The organism is Variovorax sp. GW823-FHT02B07, from assembly GCF_058797695.1.
Window position 1 is genome coordinate 317,840 of the sequence record NZ_JBXAJX010000005.1, and the last position, 15,675, is coordinate 333,514.

Genomic DNA, 15,675 nt, shown 5'->3' on the forward strand with positions numbered 1-15,675 from the left:
CGCGCTTGACCTTGCCATGGTGTCAGGCTTTAGCCTCGGGACCATGGAACACATTCAGCCTCAACCTTCCGCGGCCGCCGCCACGCTGGACCTCTCGGTCGGCGGCATGACCTGCGCCTCGTGCGTGATGCGCGTGGAGCGCGCGCTCAAGAACGTGCCCGGCGTGCAGAACGTGAGCGTCAACCTCGCGACCGAGTCGGCCCGCATCGTGGCCACCGGCGGCGAGGACATGGCCCTGCTGCTGCGCCGCGCCGTGCGCGCCGCCGGCTACGAACCGCGCGCCGAAAGCACCGCGCAGGACGAGGCCGCCGCGCTGTCGCCCTGGCACGGCTTCATGCCCGTGGCCATCGGCCTGGCGCTGTCGATCCCGCTGATGGCGCCGATGCTCGGCGACCTGGTCGGCCAGAGCTGGATGCTTCCGCCCTGGGTGCAGCTGCTGCTGGCGACGCCGGTGCAGTTCTGGCTCGGCGCGCGCTTCTACCGCGCGGGCTGGCACGCGGCCAAGGCCCGCACTGGCAACATGGATCTGCTGGTGGCGCTGGGCACCAGCGCGGCCTTCGGCCTGTCGCTGTGGCTGTGGTGGCGCGCCGCCACCGGCGAGCATGCCGGGCATGGCATGGTGCCGCACCTGTATTTCGAAGCCTCGGCGGTGGTGATCACGCTGGTGCTGCTGGGCAAGTGGCTCGAGGCGCGCGCCAAGCGCCAGGCCACCTCGGCGATCCGCGCGCTGCAGCAGCTGCGGCCCGAAGTGGCGCACCTGATCAACGCACGCGGCAAGGAAAGCGACGTGCCGCTGGCCGAGGTGATGGTCGGCGACCGCCTCGCCGTGCGTCCCGGCGAACGCGTGCCGGCCGATGCGCGCGTGCTCGAAGGGCAGTCCGAAGTCGACGAATCGATGCTCACGGGCGAACCGCTGCCCGTGGCCAAGAACCCCGGCGACGTGTTGACCGGTGGCGCCGTGAACGGCGACGGCCGCATGGTGATCGAGGTGCGCGCGGTCGGCGCCGAGAGCGTGCTGGCACGCATCATCCGGCTGGTCGAGGACGCGCAGGCCGCGAAGGCGCCGATCCAGCGCATGGTCGACCAGGTGGCGGCGGTGTTCGTGCCGGTGGTGCTGGTGATCGCGCTCGTCACCTTCGCGGGCTGGATGGTCGCGGGGGCCGGCGTCGAGACCGCGCTGATCCATGCGGTGGCGGTGCTGGTCATCGCCTGTCCCTGTGCGCTGGGCCTGGCGACGCCGGTGGCGGTGATGGCGGGCACGGGCGTGGCCGCGAAGCACGGCATCCTCATCAAGGACGCACGGGCGTTGGAAATTGCACACCGCGTCGACACCGTGGCCTTCGACAAGACCGGCACGCTGACGGTGGGCCGCCCCGTGCTCACGGCGCTGCTGCCCGCGGCAGGTGCACTGGCCAATGAGAACGACCTGCTCGCCACGGCCGCCAGCCTGCAAGGCGGCAGCGAGCATCCGCTCGCACGCGCCGTGCTCACAGCCGCTGCCGAACGCGGCGTGCAGGCGCCGCCGCTCGGTGCGATGCAGGCGATGCCGGGGCGCGGCGTGCGCGGCGAAGTGAACGGCGCGACCTGGGCCATCGCGAGCTTGCGTTGGTGTCGCGAACTCGATGCGATGCCGGCCGAGGCCGACATCGAGCGCCTGCAGTCGCAGGGCGCCACGGTGTCTGCCCTGCTGCGCTTCGACGATGCCGGCTCTGCGCATGTGCAGGCACTGTTGGCCTTCGCCGACGAGCCGAAGCCGCAAGCCGCCGAAGCGATCCGCACCTTGCGCGGGCGCGGCCTGCGCGTGGTGATGATTTCGGGCGACAACCTGCGCGCGGCGCAGGCGATGGCGGCGCGCCTGGGCATTCCGGCCGAGGACGTGCGCGCCGACGTGCTGCCGGCCGACAAGGCCGAGCAGGTGAGTGCGCTGCGCAAGAACGGCCACGTGGTCGCGATGGTCGGCGACGGTGCAAACGACGCGCCCGCACTGGCCGCGGCCGACGTGGGCATCGCGATGGCGCCGTCGGGTGGCGGCACCGACGTGGCGATGGAGGCGGCCGGCATCACGTTGATGCGTGGCGACCTCGCGCTCGTGGCCGAAGCGCTCGAACTTTCGGGCCGTACGGTGGCGAAGATCCGGCAGAACCTGTTCTGGGCCTTCGCCTACAACGTGGCCGGCATCCCGCTCGCGGCCTTCGGTTTGCTGAGCCCCGTGGTGGCCGGTGCGGCGATGGCGCTGTCGAGCGTGAGCGTGATGGCCAATGCGCTGTTGCTGCGGCGCTGGAAGCCCAAGCACCCACAACACCACTGACCGAACCGCGGATCAGTCGAACAGCAGCGCCATCAGGTGCTCGTCGATGAAGTCCGCTTCACCGGCCCGGCGGTAGAACTGGCGTAGCGTGCCTTCCTGCACGAAGCCCAGCCGGGCATAGAAACGCAGGGCCGTGGCGTTGTCGCTCTCGGCCATCAGCTCGACGCGGCGAACGCCTTCGGCCTTCAGCCGCGCGAGCACGTCGCTCACCATGGTCTGCGCGATGCCGCGGCCATGCAATGTGGGATCGACCGCGAGCGTGCCGAGGCTCGCCACATGCTGCGCACGGCCCGGGTAGCGCGTGACGCGGTAGAAGCCGGCGACCTGGCCATCGACTTCGAAGATGAAGAACGCACCGCTGTCGAGCAAGCCCTGGAAGATCGGGCGAAAGTCGTCGCGCGGCATCGGGTCGTAGCCCAGGAAGGGCACGACCCGCTCGTGCATGTAGAGATCGAAGACGGCGTCGAAGTCCGAGGGGGCGGCAGGGCGGTGCAGGGGCATGTCGCGCTTCTTCCGTGAGGTCTGCAGGGCAGGATGCGGCCGAGCATAGCAAGGCGGTGCCGACGACCGCACCGCTTTTGTCCTCCCCCGAAGCTCAGCCCTCCGAGACGCGCCGGCTCGCAACGATCACCGCGTTGGTGCCGCCGAAGGCGAAGGAATTCGACAGCACATGGCGCAGCCCCCGCGCCTCGCGCGCCGCGCCGCGCACGAAGTCGACGTTGCCGAACGCAGCATCCGGCGTGTGCAGGTGGGCGATGGGCGGCAAGGTCTCGCGGGCCAGTGCGCGCAGTGCGGCCACGAGTTCGATGGCGCCGCCGCCGCCGAGCACGTGGCCATGGATCGCCTTGGTCGCGCTGACGGGCGCGGCGTTGCCGAACAGCTCGCCGATCGACGCGGCCTCGGCGGCATCGCCCGCGCTCGTCGCCGTGCCGTGGGCGTTGATGTGGCCGATGTCCGAGGGCACGAGCCCGGCGTCGCGCAGCGCGGCACGCATCGCGCGCACCTGGCCGGCCGGGTCAGGGTTGGTGATGTGCGTGCCGTCGCAGTTGCTGGCGTAGCCGCTGAGCACGAAGGGCTGCGCGCCGGCGCCACGGGCGCGTGCATGGGCTTCCGATTCGAGCACCAGTGCCGCCGCGCCCTCGCCGATGGCAAAGCCCGCGCGGTCGCCCGAGAACGGACGGCAGGCGGTGGCGGGCGCATCGGCCGGCGGCGGGGCCATGACGCGCATCGCGTGCCAGCTGGCCATCACGCCGGGCGTGAGCATGGCGTCGTGGCCGCCGACGATGGCGATGTCGATCCAGCCGCCGCGGATGGCGCGCATGGCTTCGCCGATGGCCACTGCGGACGAAGCACAGGCGCAGGCATAGGCCAGCGCCGCGCCGCGCGCGCCGAAGTGCAGCGCCAGTTCGGCGACCGCGGCGTTGGGCATCACGGTGAGCACGGTGGTGGGGCGCATGCGGCGCTGTTCGCCGTAGAGCGCGCGCGTGGTGGCGTCGAAAGTGCCGGCGCCGGCCAGGCCGCTGCCCCAGAAGACGCCGAGGCGGTCGCGGTCGATGGCGTCGAGGTCCAGACCGGCATCGGCCGCGGCGTCCTGCGCGGCGGCCAGGGCCATCGCGGTGCCGCGGTCGAGCGGCAGGCGCGAGGCGCTGCGCACGCTGCTGGCGTCGAAGTCGCAGGTGGCGGCGGCGATGGCCATCGGGTCCATGCCGGGAATCTCGAGGGTCTGCGCGCGCACCGCGGAGCGGCCGGCGAACAGCGCATCGTCGAAGGCCTCGATGCTGCGTCCGAGCGGCGTGATGAAACCGAGCCCGCTCACGTGCACGGGTGCGGCGGCGGTGTGGGCCGTGGCGGTGGCCGCGAGCACGGCATGGGCGGCGCCGCTGCTCATGCGGCCGCTGCCATGGGCTCGGCGCGTGCGGCGGCGGCTTCGCCCTCGGCGTCGATCACTTCGCACAGCCGCTGCAGCGTGATGCCGGCTTCGCGCGGGTCGAGCCGGTCTTCGGGAATGCGCAGGTGGAAGGCGTCTTCCACCGCGAAGACGAACTCCATGAGCGCCAGCGAATCGAGGCCGAGGTCCGACAGCGCGGTGGCCGGCGAGATGGCCGTGCGCGCGACGCGGAAGTCGGTCTCGAGGATGGTGGCGATGCTGTTGAAGGTGGGAGAGGACGACATGGGCGGGTTCCTTTCGGTCTGGCCTGGGGTCAGGCGTGGAGAACAAGTCCGCGGACGCGGAACACGGGTTCGGGCACCGGGCCGTGGGCCACGGTCTCGGCGAAGGCGAGGGTCTCGCGCACGACCTGCTGGCGGTCGTTGTCGATGCTGATCATGTGGTAGCTGTTGTTCAGGACCACGGTGCGCAGCGAGGCGCAGCGCAGCCCGCGCACCAGCAGGTCGAGGTTGGACAGGCTGGCCACCTCGTCCTCGCGGGCATGCAGCGCCAGCACCTGTTCGCACTGCACGTCGTTCAGGCGCCGCCGCACGTGGCGGATCAGCCGGTCGTGCTCGCGCAGGTGGCCCACGCCGATCACCGCGCTGCCGGCGCGCGAGACCTGGCGATGCCGCAGCTCGCGCTCGATCCAGGTGCGCACGCGCTCGTTCTTCACGCCGTAGGGCGGGCGCTCGCGGTATTGCCAGAGGCGGCCCAGCGGTGTGTAGAAGGCCAGCGGCAGCAAAAAGCGCGTGCGCGGCACGGCCCAGCCGTCGAAGCGCAGCGTGGTCGACATGAGCACCAGCGCGTCCACCTCGCGCCCGCAGCGGATGGCGCCGCCCAGGGCCAGCGACGCACCCGCCGAGATGCCGACCAGCATCACGCGGTCGTGCGTGCGCCGCAGCGTCTTCACGTGCGCCTCGAGAGTGTCGAGCCAGCGCTCGAAGGGCACGGCCTGCTGCAGCGGCGCGGCGGCGTCGAACGAGTAGCCGGCGATGCACAGCGGCTGCACCGCATACCCGTGGCGCTGCAGGGTCGATTGCACGGTCAGCAGCTCGTCAGGCGTGCTGCATAAACCATGCAGCAGAACCACCGCGGTGCGCTGCACGGCGGGGGACACCAGGCTCAAGGGATCGGAGGGATCGCGTGCACTCATCGGAAGGTGTGTCGTATGCTCATGTCGCGTTTATCGCGGTGAGCGACTGACCGGCCGCTGACGCGTCCATCGCCAGGGCAGACCCACAAATCACCCACCACTCATTCACTCACCATGCGAATCCTGCTTGTGGAAGATGACACCGTGCTGCGCGACGTGATGCTGCGCAGCCTCGCCGACGCGGGCCACCGGGTCGACGTGTCGACCAACGTCGAGGATGCCGACCACCTGTGGCGCGTGCAGCCCTTCGACGCCGTGCTGCTCGACCTCAACCTGCCCGCCACCGCCAGCCCCACCAGCGGCCTGGCGAGCGGCCTCACGGCATTGCGACAGGCGCGTGCGCGCGGCGATCGCACGCCGGTGCTCGTGCTCACGGCGCGCGGGCGCACCGAAGAACGCATCGCCGGGCTCGACGCCGGCGCCGACGACTACCTGGGCAAGCCCTTCGATCTCGCCGAGGTGGAGGCACGGCTGCGTGCATTGGTGCGGCGCGCCAAGGGCACCGAAGACATCGTGGTGCTCGGCCAGCTCAAGCTCGACCGCAAGGCGCGGCGCTTCGCGGTCGCGAACGCACCGCTCGACCTGCCGGCGCGCGAGTTCGAGGTGCTGTGGGAACTCATGAGCCCGCCGGGCCGCACCGTGAGCAAGCGGGCGCTGTCGGACAAGCTCTCGGGTTTTGACGAATCGCTGGGCGACAACGCGCTCGAGGCCTTTATCTCGCGCCTGCGCAAGAAGCTGCTCGGCTCGGGCGCGGGCATCCGCACGCTGCGCGGCATCGGCTACCTGCTCGAAGCCGAGGTGTGAGAAGCGACCCGTGAGCGAGGCCACCACCCCACCGGTCACGCGCACTGCACCTTCGCTCACGCGGCGCGTGCTGCGCAACGTGCTGGTGCCGCTGGCGCTGACCTGGATGGCCGGTGCGGTGATCGCACTCGTCATCGCCAACTATTTTTCGGAACAGGCCTTCGACCGCGGCATGCTCGACGACGCCTATGCGCTGTCGGCCAACGTGCAGGCCGGCGAACGCGGCATCGAGCTGCTGCTCACGCCGCGCGAGGTGGCGACCGTGCTGTTCGATCAGACCGACAAGGTCTACTTCTCGGTGCAGCGGCTCGACGGCACGCTCATCTCCGGCAGGGGCGACCTGAAGGCGCCGTTGCCCGACGAAGGTTCGCGCTACCGTTTTTCCGACATCGACTACGACGGCAATGTGCTGCGCGCTGTGGTGCTCGACCACGACGCCGAGCCCGGCCTGCACATGCCCTACCGCGTGATCGTGGCCCAGACCACGCTGAGCCGCGCCGCCCTGGTGCAGCGGCTGCTGTTCTACGCCATGGCGCCGCAGGTGCTGCTGCTCGTGCTGCTGGCCGTGTGGCTCTGGCATGGCATCCGACGCGATCTGCGACCGCTCGGCGAGCTGCAGCGCGCACTCGACACTCGCGATGTGCGTGACCTCTCGCCGGTGACCGTGGCGCAGACCTCGAAAGAGTTGCAGCGCCTGGGCGATGCCGTCAACGCGCTGTTCGACCGGCTGCGCCACAGCGTGCGCGCGCAGCGCGAGTTCGTGGGCAACGTGGCACACGAGTTGCGCACGCCCCTCGCGGGCATTCGCGCGCTGGCCGAGTACGGGCTCGCGCAGCACGACACCGAGGTGTGGCGCGAACAGCTCACGCGCGTGTCCGAACGGCAGGCGCGTGCGAGCCACCTGATCGACCAGCTGCTGGCGCTGGCATTGGCCGACGAGGCGCGCACCGACCTGCAGCGCACGCCCGTGTCGCTCGACATGCTGGCCGAGCAGACCGTGCTGCGCCACCTGGCGCGCGCCGACGCGCGCGGCGTCGACCTGGGCGCGCGCGGCCTCGACGACGGCGTGACGGTGCTTGCGAACGAAGCACTGGTGGAGGGCATCCTCGACAACCTGATCGACAACGCGCTGCGCTACGGCGGACGCACCATCACCGTCGAACTCGCGGGCCGCACGCTGAGCGTGATCGACGACGGACCCGGCATTCCGCTCGAGGCACAGCGCGACCTCATGCAACGCTGGGCGCAAGGCCCCGCGGGCCAGAAGCTGGGGCAGGGCGCGGGGCTGGGGCTGTCGATCGTGGCGCGCTATGCCGAACTGCTCGGCGCCGAGTTGCGGCTCGATGCTGCAGAGCCCACCGGTCTGCGTGTGAGCGTGACCTTCGGGGACGACGCCTGACAGTTCACGCGCTTGTCAGTGGCTTGCGCAGATAGACGCGCGTGCGCCCGTCGAGCGATTCGCGCCGGAACTCGACATAGCCGATGCGCTGGTAGAGCGCGAGGTTCTCGGTCATCTTCTCGTTCGTGAACAGGTAGATCGATGCGTGGCCCTGGCGCAGTGCCTCGCGCTCGGCCATTTCAAGCAGCGCGCGGCCCGCGCCGCTGCCCTGGTGGTCGGGGTGCACCGCGATCACGTCGATGAGGAAGCCTTCGTCGGTCACGTCGAGCAACAGCGCCGCGCCGACCTGCGAACCCTTGCGCTCGGCCACCCACACCTGCAGGTGCGCGATGGCCTGCGCGTAGTCGCGCGTCATCGGCCGCGGCGTGAGGCCCAGGCGTGGGATGTAGGTGCGGAAGGCCTCGACGGCGCACGCAGTGACGGCCGCCACGTCAGCGGCGATTGCGCGGCGCAGTTGCCAGGGTGCTGCTTTGTCGCTCACGCGTCGAACTCGACCTCGCCCTCGATCTCCACCGGGATGCCGAAAGGCAGCTCCGCCATGCCCACGGCGCTGCGCGCATGGGCGCCGACCTCGGGACCGAAGAGTTCGAGGATCAGGTCGGAAAACCCGTTGATGACCGCCGGCTGCTGCTGAAAGCCGGGTGCCGAAGCGACCATGCCGAACACGCGCGTCCATGCGGTGATGCGGTCCAGGTCGCCGAGTGCGCGCTGCAGGCTGCCGAGCATCGCGAGCCCGGTGAGGCGCGCGGCGGTGTAGCCCTGCTCGACGGTCAGTTCGGCACCGAGTTTTCCGAGCGGAGCGGCGATGCGGCCGTCGGCATCCAGCGGACCATGGCCCGAGACGATGGCGCGCCGGCCGACGAGGCGGACGAACTGGAAGGGGAGGACCACGCCGGGTGGGGGCGTCACGGGGGGTGGAAGGACGAGGCCCAGGGCGTGGAGGCGTTCGGCAATGCGCGTCATGGTGAGGATGCGTGCGGCAAATGACCAAGGGTACGCGCGGCGTGCTGCGAAGGCAATTTGGTCGTTTTGCGGCTCACAGTGGGGAGACACTGCCGTGGGTGCGGCCAAGAGCACCGGCTATCGAGTGCCCATCCAGTTGCTGCCGAGTGACAGGTCCTTGCTGAAGATCAGGAGGGTGCCCCAAAGAAGAAAAGAGGCACAAAGCAGGCAGATGATGAAGATCAGAGCGCCTGCGAAGCTCGCAAATCCTGCCTTGTCTCGTGCCATCTTGAACCCGAGCACGATGCCACCCACTAGCAACCCAAGAAGAAGCCATGGGATGCCGCATAGAAGAAGGAAAAATGGATCTGCAAAGCAGCCAGTCATGTCGGTTCAATGTGGCAGCCGTCGAGCTTGCACATGCCTATTCTCTTGGCGTGGGGGCGGTTCATTGCGGCAGCTTGATGTTGGAGCCGTCGAGCTTGAGACCGCTCAGCTTCTTCAGGTCGGTGCCGCCGGTTTTCTGGAATTCATGGACCTGGGTGTTGGACAGGTCCAGGGTCAAGGCAAAGACGGCCGAGCTCAGTTCCAGCTTGCCGATGCGGGCATCGTTCAAGCGCACGGAGTTCGCTTCGAATTCCTCCAGAAGCAGATGCGCCGCATGGGCGTACTGCAGGTCAAGCCGGGTGAACTTGCTCTTTCGAAAAACAAGGGACTCGGTATGTGGGCCGCCGCCGATGTCCACGAGGATGTTGTCGCCAAGGATGGAGGTGTTCTCGATCAGCACCTCCTGGGCGTCATTGCTGGCGAGGCTGAAAGCGAACTTTTCGCCTGATGCGGGAGGCGTGAACTGGCTATCTCGCACGGCGAGGCGTTTGGCGCCTTTGACTATCGCCTCGACGGTCCCGCCACGCACTCGCTCCATCGAGAGTCCCTCCTTGATAGTGGCGCCGGTCAAGTCGAGCGTGTCGATGACGGTGTCACGGATGGTGAGAGATTGGATTGAACTCGCGACCATATTGAAGGTGCCGCGCAACTTGCTGCGTTCTATCAAAACCGGCGCATGCACATTGGCCACCTCTCTAGGGTCATGCTTGCTCGAAACGGCTTCGAATTCACAGTCCCGAATCATCAACTTGGTGAGTCCGCTCAAGTCAAACCATTTGCCCTTGCATCTCACGAACTCTGCTTCTCCATAGCCGCCCACTGCACCCCAGTGATTGCGGTTGCTGTCCGTACCGACGAAATTGCATCCATCGAACACTAGGCGCTTGCTGTCCGAGTAGCCCATCACATAGGTTTCTCCGCCAAAGGCACAGCGATGAAGGGTCACGTCCACCATGTCGCCAAAACCGTGGATGCCGACAAACTTGCAGTTCTCGAAAGTGCTCTTCTCGAGTCGATCGAGCTTGATTTCATAGGCACCCGCAAAGTCGCAGTTCACGAATTTCACATGGCGCCACACCAGTCCTTGAAGATTGAGTCCACTGAACTCCGCGCCTTCGATGGTCAGCAGCGTATCGCCCGTTTCACGAGTGCGTAGAGCCGGATCCTGCAGATAGCGGTAGATCCTGCTGAAATTCTTGATGTTGGGTTTGCTGCTCATGGAGCATCCGGTCAAAGGGAAGAAAAGGGAGGCTGCGGTCAAGCCGAAGGTAGAGAGGAAGTCGCGTCGTTGCATGGGCTATCTATCGCACGGGGTCCTTGTTGACCCAGATGGCGGACTTCTTGTCGACATATCCTTTGCTCAGGAAGTTATCGGACAAGAAATCCCAATCCGGCACTTCCCCACGCTCTCCCAACGGTCGTCCAAAGTGCCACACCGCGTTCTTCGGACGCGCCGGGTCCGACTTGTCCAGGCTGAACCCGCCCATGTTCACATTGCCGTCGATGAGTGCGATGTCCAGAGGAAACACCCACGGGTCTGCATGGAGCACGTCTTTGCCCCAGTTTTCGCCCGCGTCGGTCAGGCTGGGTTCTTTCAGCGTCACTTCGCAGAAGGCCTGAACCAGTCGCTGGCGGAGCGTCACGTACTCGGTATTGGGGTAGTTCTCGACCACTGATCGGGGACTCCACGCCATTGCCAGGACACCGTTGGAACTCACAGTCTTGGAACTCATCATCGACAAAAGCATTGCCGTGTCTTCATCCTTGAAGCTCAGTGTGGTGCCTTTCAAGCTGGGCGTGATGGGATGCCAGGTCTTGGTTTCGCCGCGCGAACCATCGGGACGCTTTGGATTGTTCTTCTCGAACACCCACAACGTCACGTTTGTCACACACCCCAGTTTGCGCACTTGCTCGCTCAAGACCAGTTCCAGCTGACCGCTCCTGCCGAAGTACCCAGGCTTGAAGCGCAATGGCACGCGGATGTTGCCTTTCTTGGGCAAGCCGCTCATGGCGTGCAGGTAGTCGAGTGCCACCGCCAACCGCGGTTTTTCATTGAAGCCCTTGCCCTGGAATTCGCCCTGGACGTGGCACCGATCGGTCTTCACCTGCCGGATCTCGCCCGTTGTGGGGTCAAGCGCGGTCCCCGCGGGCGGGCGGCCGGTCCAGGCGCTGAGTTCGCCGTCCAGGTTTTGGTAGCCGATGGGCCCGCCGCAACTGGATACGATCAGCGCCGTCACGGTGTTCGGCTTGACTGTTTGCGTGTTGTGGATGCCCGGGTCCTTGGCTTCTCGCACCTCGACGCGCCAGCCATCCGACGCATAGATGTCACGGGAGTCCCAACCGAGCTTGTAGACGCCCGAGCGATGGCTGTGGCCCGACAGATGCCAATCCACCTTGGGGCGGCTGGGGCTGGTCTTTGCCTGATCCATCGGCTGAATGTATTGGGCCAGGTAGGTGGCCTGGTTTTTTTCGCAGGTGCCCACGTTGACGTGGTTCAGCGCAGCCTTCATGCCCCAGATGCCGGTGGCGCCGTCGAGTGGGTGGAAGAAGACCCGTTCCTTCTTCTTGGCGACGTTGCTGTAGGGCTCTGGTTCATCGAAGCTCACGATGGTGAAGTGCGTAGCAACGGTGAGGGTGCTCTTGCTCGCGGCCTTGTAGCTTCGGGCCTGTGTCAGAAGCTTCAGCTGGTCATGGCTGAAGGACTCGGTGGCACGTGGGAGTATTCCCGAACCTTGGCGGTCTGCCCCCGCCTCTGCAACGCCCAGCAAGTTCTTGAAGTTCTCGTCGATGCCCCAGCCCAGCGCTGCAATCACCTGTCCGGCTTTGGCGCCCGGCTTATCGGTGCTGTCCGCGCCGTAGGCATACACCACGTCCGCGAGCGGCGTGAACAACGCATAGAACCAGTCGAACTGGCCGCCGTCGAAGTTGTAGCCCGTCAATGCATGGCCGTAGGTGGGACCATAGGCGAGGCACGCCTCGTAGATGGTCATGTTGTGGTCGCGGCTCATGCCTTCATTGGCTTTGCCGCGCGTCCACGCGCTGGCGGCCTCGAACTGGGCGCGATGGCGCTCCACGGCATCGGGCTGCGCGAGGGCTCGCTGCGCCCGCCGCGCCTCGGCCGGGACTTTGCCGTCGGGCCAGGACGTGCGGGCGTTGTCTTCCATGCGTTTGCGTGCATCGCGGCTGTTGGGCGTCGTGGTCTCGAGCACGCCGAGCATGAACGCCCAGTTGTGCTGGTCGCCAGCCTCCACGCGTGCGCTGATGCCGTAGGGCACCTGGTAAGCCTCGTGGTTGCCGCTGGTCATGATGATGGGTACCTGGTACTTAGGATTGCGGTACATCTCGCGCACCAGGCTGAAGACCATCATGTCGTCCAGGCCCCTCGGATAGAGGCGGCGGCCTTTTTCCTTGTCGAAAACGTTGCCCAGCAGGTTGAAGGCTTTCCACTGCTGGCCAATCCTGCCCGGGCCGCCGGGTTCCGCCATGGGATTGAAGTTGCGGTTGTAGTCGATCAGGTCTCCCGTGAGCAGCACGGCATCGACCTGGTCGCTGCCCGTGGCCATCGTCTCGAACAGCTTCTTGAGAGCCTCGAAGCTGTTGCAGACTTTGCTGCCGACGGGCCGGTTCCAAGCTGCGTCGGCCTCCTCGAGCACTTTGGCATCGCTGCGGCCCATGGCGTTCTGACGCACGTTGATATGAACGTCGGAGAGATGCCCCAGCTTGAGGCGCGGCTTGGTCATGCGCTTGACGGGGTGCCAGCTCTTGAGGAGGGTATCCAGCTCGGGTTTCTGGCCGGGCTTGCTCCAGCTGAACGGGACATCGGGTGGCGGCATGGCGAATTCGTGGAGCTTGTCGAAGTGCCAGGGATCGCGTGCGGCTTGCTGTTGCAGGAAGCGTGTGATGGCAAGGTCTTGGGCCTCGGCGTACTTGACGCACTTGAAGGCTTCGAGCTTTCTGTCTTCGGTGCTCAGCCGGGTCATCCAGGCAAGGCTTTTCATGGCACCGGGCTTCTGCAGATCGGCGAAGGGCGGGGCCGACAAATCGATCTCGATCTCGTAGACGTCCTGCACCTTGGTGTAGATCAGGGCCGCTGCGGGGGCGATCGTGGCGAAGGGGCGGCCGTGCCGATCGCTGACGAGTGCCCCAGGTCCGAAAGGGCCGACGAGCCAGGCCTTGATGCAAGGTTTGGCGAGAGCACATGTCGTGCCGTCTCCGAAGAGGGTGCCAGTTTGTGTCGACCCTTCGGCTTGCTTAGTCTCCTGTTTGCTTGCGAGGTCGACCACACGCAGATGCTGGTCGACCAGCCTGTACATTTCGACGGCCTCACCGGTGGGGACGGCTGCCTTGGCCTTGCCACGCATGCTCGAAGGCGCGGCGATGAAGATGCTGGCCTTGACCTGGCCGGGGGCCAGCAGCAACGGCGTGCCCAGGCTGGGGAACAGGATGATGGCTTCTTCTTCGAGCACCGGCGTTTCGGAGCAGTCGCAGACGCTGGGCTTGGGTTGATAGGGCATGGCGGATCGATCCGGGGCGAGTGGGTGAGATGCCCGCGTCAGGTGGCGGGCGACGCAGCTGGAAACAGGGTGGCAAAGACGTGGGCTGCATCGGAGGCACCACGTCGTGCATGCAACGGCGCCAGAAAGCGATAAGCCCACTGGGCCCACGTGTGGGAGGCGGCATTCCGTTGTTGTCGCCACCACTCGGCCGGCTGCGCTTCGAACACGTGGGCGAGCGTGCGCCCTGCACTTCGCGCGTCGACAAGGTCTTCTGCAAGGCCGGGCAGGCGCGACAGTTCGGGGTGCAGGCTCAGCGACTGCTGCAGCAACGTGATCCCGTCCTCGAAATCGGTCAGGCCGAGCCGCTGCACGACTTGCCGCTGATCGAGGGCGATCCACCGCTGCAAGGCAGGGGCGATTTGCTGGAATGCCTGCGACCCGAAACGCTCGTGCACATGGGCCAGGAGCGCATCGGCCCGGTTGAGTGGAGCCATGGCGAGCAGCAGGTCCTTGTTCAGTCGCATGGGCTCGGTGCGTGCGGCACCTTGCGGTGTGTGTGGCTTGCTGCACTGAAGACCCTGCGGATGGAATTCGGCGTTCCATCCTGCCCAGGTGAAAGCGCTCAGGAAGTCTTGCCGAACTTCGTCAGGCCAGCAGGTCACCATGTCGAAGCCGATGCGCGGATCGAACCAGCGGAGTACTGCGCCGACGGCCTCGTCGTCATCGAGGCCAGGGTCCGGGTGAATCACGGCGTCGAGCCAAGTGCGAAGGTGTGTGGCCAGCGTGATCGACCGCAATGGCGAAGCCACGAGACTGAGGGCATGCGCAGCACCTGCGCCACGTGCGAGGTCATGCAGCCATGGCGCTGCGTCCGCTGCATCGGGCATGGATGGCAGTTCGACCAGCCAAGGGCCGACACCGGCCACAGCGGCTTCCGGCGTGTGAAGGAACAAAGGGGTTGCATCGAGTGGGTATCGCGCCACCAGGCGCGCCACCCATCCGTCTTCCTGCCTGTCTTCTTCGACCCCCCCGCATCGGCCGGCGTCCACCAATGCGTGACAACGTTGGCCGTTCTGGCGCGAGAGGCGGGCGAAAGTACCGATGTCTTGTGCGATGGTCTGCGAGATCTCATGCTCGACCGCCTCACGCTCGTACGCTTGAATTGCCATCGGTACTGGCCCTGTCAGATCCGGGGAGCCACAGGCGAGGCCTGACGTGCAGCGCGTGCCAGGCATTCCCAGCACACGCTCTGTGCCGTAGGCCCTGGCTTCTTGTCGGGGCCCGGCGTTCCGTGCATTGCCGCGTGTTCGATCCACGTGCCCAAGGTGCCATGCCGGATGCCGCCTTCGCTCCATTCGCTGAAGCTGGTACCGCCGTTGATCGTGACCTTCTTCTTGGCGGTGATGTAGACCGTGTCTTCGGTACTCACGATGTCGATGTCTTTCAAGGCGGTGGCCTCGATGGCGTCGCTTTGGGCTTCGATGCGGATGTCGCCCTGCGACGCGAAGGCCTTGATGCCGCTCTTGAGCGTGAAGATGCGCATGCCTTCCGCCACGCTGGCGAGGATGCGTTGGGCGGCGCTCAGTGAGGTGTGACCGGCGCTGGTGAACTGGATGTGTGCGCCGGTGTGCGCATGCAGGTGAGTGGTCGCCGTGGCTGCAATGCCTGCGGGGCTGGCGAGCACGAGATGCGGTGCGGCCAGTTCGGGGAAGCGGCCTTCGGTCGATGGGCTGCCGTGGCCCCGGAGGTCTTCGTTCTGCTGCTTGATGGCCTGGGCGACGGTGGACTGGTCGTCGTTGCTGTCCTGAGCCTCGGCTGTTCGGGCCGCTTCGGCCAGGCCTTCGATCTGGTCGCGTGCACTTGTCAGGCGTTGGATGGTTTCTCCCATGTCCTTGGCGTGGCGGGCCGCGTCGGGGCGGCCTTCGGTGGTGATGAGCATGCCGTCCTGGGCTCTCAATACACCATGGGCGTCAGTGCGCAGCTCGAAGCCCTCCCCCCTGGGGTCTTTCCTGCCCGCGTTGTCCTCGATGCGCGTAATCGCCCCCAGGCTCAGGCTGCTGGATTGGTGATCGCTCTTGAGCTGCGCCTGGATTTTTTCGGCCGTGTCATCCAGGATCAGGTGGTTCGACCGGCCCGCCGCACTGTTGCCTCCGCCCTCGGTCAGCTCCCGGCTCCTGAACCCGCTCAATGCGCTCTGACCAGGGAGTTGCCACGGCGGCAGATTCACCTGGTTGTGGACTCTTCCCATGCAGATCG

General features: G+C 66.7%; 14 protein-coding genes. 3 read left to right on the forward strand and 11 right to left on the reverse strand.

What is annotated here, in order from left to right; genetic code table 11:
* The first annotated feature begins 43 nt into the window (after positions 1–43).
* Positions 44–2,308 carry a heavy metal translocating P-type ATPase gene (locus AC1RGU_RS25030; RefSeq protein WP_492698596.1) on the forward strand — a complete coding sequence of 755 codons (2,265 nt, stop codon included), beginning with the start codon at positions 44–46 and terminating at the stop codon, positions 2,306–2,308.
* Between the two features lie 12 nt (positions 2,309–2,320).
* Here the strand turns inward: AC1RGU_RS25030 and AC1RGU_RS25035 are convergent, their stop codons facing one another.
* The 4 genes from AC1RGU_RS25035 to AC1RGU_RS25050 form a co-directional block, all read right to left on the reverse strand.
* Positions 2,321–2,809, reverse strand: coding sequence for a GNAT family N-acetyltransferase (locus AC1RGU_RS25035; RefSeq protein WP_492698598.1), 489 nt, complete (start codon positions 2,807–2,809; stop codon positions 2,321–2,323).
* Between the two features lie 94 nt (positions 2,810–2,903).
* Entirely contained in the window at positions 2,904–4,196 is a 1,293-nt protein-coding gene (locus tag AC1RGU_RS25040; RefSeq protein ID WP_492698600.1) for a beta-ketoacyl-[acyl-carrier-protein] synthase family protein, read from the reverse strand.
* Positions 4,193–4,480 carry a phosphopantetheine-binding protein gene (locus AC1RGU_RS25045; protein WP_095948423.1) on the reverse strand — a complete coding sequence of 96 codons (288 nt, stop codon included), beginning with the start codon at positions 4,478–4,480 and terminating at the stop codon, positions 4,193–4,195. Before AC1RGU_RS25045 ends, AC1RGU_RS25040 begins: the two co-directional genes overlap by 4 nt.
* Positions 4,481–4,509: 29 nt before the next feature.
* Positions 4,510–5,391 carry an alpha/beta hydrolase gene (locus AC1RGU_RS25050; protein ID WP_492698602.1) on the reverse strand — a complete coding sequence of 294 codons (882 nt, stop codon included), beginning with the start codon at positions 5,389–5,391 and terminating at the stop codon, positions 4,510–4,512.
* 114 nt (positions 5,392–5,505) lie between these two features.
* Between AC1RGU_RS25050 and AC1RGU_RS25055 the strand changes: the two genes are divergently transcribed.
* Positions 5,506–6,195 carry a response regulator transcription factor gene (locus AC1RGU_RS25055; RefSeq protein ID WP_056574813.1) on the forward strand — a complete coding sequence of 230 codons (690 nt, stop codon included), beginning with the start codon at positions 5,506–5,508 and terminating at the stop codon, positions 6,193–6,195.
* A 10-nt stretch (positions 6,196–6,205) separates the two neighbouring features.
* Positions 6,206–7,594: a sensor histidine kinase gene (locus AC1RGU_RS25060; protein WP_159274242.1), complete on the forward strand. Its 1,389-nt coding sequence runs from the start codon at positions 6,206–6,208 to the stop codon at positions 7,592–7,594.
* Between the two features lie 4 nt (positions 7,595–7,598).
* Here AC1RGU_RS25060 and AC1RGU_RS25065 read toward each other — a convergent pair whose 3' ends face one another.
* The 7 genes from AC1RGU_RS25065 to AC1RGU_RS25095 form a co-directional block, all read right to left on the reverse strand.
* Positions 7,599–8,075 carry a GNAT family N-acetyltransferase gene (locus tag AC1RGU_RS25065; protein ID WP_492698604.1) on the reverse strand — a complete coding sequence of 159 codons (477 nt, stop codon included), beginning with the start codon at positions 8,073–8,075 and terminating at the stop codon, positions 7,599–7,601.
* Positions 8,072–8,557 carry a RidA family protein gene (locus tag AC1RGU_RS25070; RefSeq protein WP_492698606.1) on the reverse strand — a complete coding sequence of 162 codons (486 nt, stop codon included), beginning with the start codon at positions 8,555–8,557 and terminating at the stop codon, positions 8,072–8,074. The genes AC1RGU_RS25065 and AC1RGU_RS25070 overlap by 4 nt, the downstream gene beginning before the upstream one ends.
* Before the next feature lie 117 nt (positions 8,558–8,674).
* Positions 8,675–8,923, reverse strand: coding sequence for a hypothetical protein (locus AC1RGU_RS25075; protein ID WP_062473785.1), 249 nt, complete (start codon positions 8,921–8,923; stop codon positions 8,675–8,677).
* A 61-nt stretch (positions 8,924–8,984) separates the two neighbouring features.
* Positions 8,985–10,142, reverse strand: a complete 1,158-nt coding sequence (locus AC1RGU_RS25080) for a pentapeptide repeat-containing protein (RefSeq protein ID WP_492698608.1) — start codon at positions 10,140–10,142, stop codon at positions 8,985–8,987.
* 82 nt (positions 10,143–10,224) lie between these two features.
* The gene (locus AC1RGU_RS25085; protein ID WP_492698610.1) at positions 10,225–13,437 is read right to left on the reverse strand and encodes a metallophosphoesterase; all 3,213 of its coding nucleotides are present in this window, start codon (positions 13,435–13,437) and stop codon (positions 10,225–10,227) included.
* Positions 13,438–13,475: 38 nt separating this feature from the next.
* Positions 13,476–14,588, reverse strand: coding sequence for a DUF4123 domain-containing protein (locus AC1RGU_RS25090; protein ID WP_492698612.1), 1,113 nt, complete (start codon positions 14,586–14,588; stop codon positions 13,476–13,478).
* A 14-nt stretch (positions 14,589–14,602) separates the two neighbouring features.
* Positions 14,603–15,646 carry a DUF2345 domain-containing protein gene (locus AC1RGU_RS25095; protein ID WP_492739344.1) on the reverse strand — a complete coding sequence of 348 codons (1,044 nt, stop codon included), beginning with the start codon at positions 15,644–15,646 and terminating at the stop codon, positions 14,603–14,605.
* Between the last annotated feature and the right edge of the window lie 29 nt (positions 15,647–15,675).

What these genes read in the sequence shown, in the direction of transcription:
- AC1RGU_RS25030 (WP_492698596.1), top strand. Translation starts at nt 44, where the DNA reads ATGGAACACATTCAGCCTCAACCTTCCGCGGCCGCCGCCACGCTGGAC.
- AC1RGU_RS25035 (WP_492698598.1), bottom strand. Translation starts at nt 2,809, where the DNA reads ATGCCCCTGCACCGCCCTGCCGCCCCCTCGGACTTCGACGCCGTCTTC.
- AC1RGU_RS25040 (WP_492698600.1), bottom strand. Translation starts at nt 4,196, where the DNA reads ATGAGCAGCGGCGCCGCCCATGCCGTGCTCGCGGCCACCGCCACGGCC.
- AC1RGU_RS25045 (WP_095948423.1), bottom strand. Translation starts at nt 4,480, where the DNA reads ATGTCGTCCTCTCCCACCTTCAACAGCATCGCCACCATCCTCGAGACC.
- AC1RGU_RS25050 (WP_492698602.1), bottom strand. Translation starts at nt 5,391, where the DNA reads ATGAGTGCACGCGATCCCTCCGATCCCTTGAGCCTGGTGTCCCCCGCC.
- AC1RGU_RS25055 (WP_056574813.1), top strand. Translation starts at nt 5,506, where the DNA reads ATGCGAATCCTGCTTGTGGAAGATGACACCGTGCTGCGCGACGTGATG.
- AC1RGU_RS25070 (WP_492698606.1), bottom strand. Translation starts at nt 8,557, where the DNA reads ATGACGCGCATTGCCGAACGCCTCCACGCCCTGGGCCTCGTCCTTCCA.
- AC1RGU_RS25075 (WP_062473785.1), bottom strand. Translation starts at nt 8,923, where the DNA reads ATGACTGGCTGCTTTGCAGATCCATTTTTCCTTCTTCTATGCGGCATC.
- AC1RGU_RS25080 (WP_492698608.1), bottom strand. Translation starts at nt 10,142, where the DNA reads ATGAGCAGCAAACCCAACATCAAGAATTTCAGCAGGATCTACCGCTAT.
- AC1RGU_RS25085 (WP_492698610.1), bottom strand. Translation starts at nt 13,437, where the DNA reads ATGCCCTATCAACCCAAGCCCAGCGTCTGCGACTGCTCCGAAACGCCG.
- AC1RGU_RS25090 (WP_492698612.1), bottom strand. Translation starts at nt 14,588, where the DNA reads ATGGCAATTCAAGCGTACGAGCGTGAGGCGGTCGAGCATGAGATCTCG.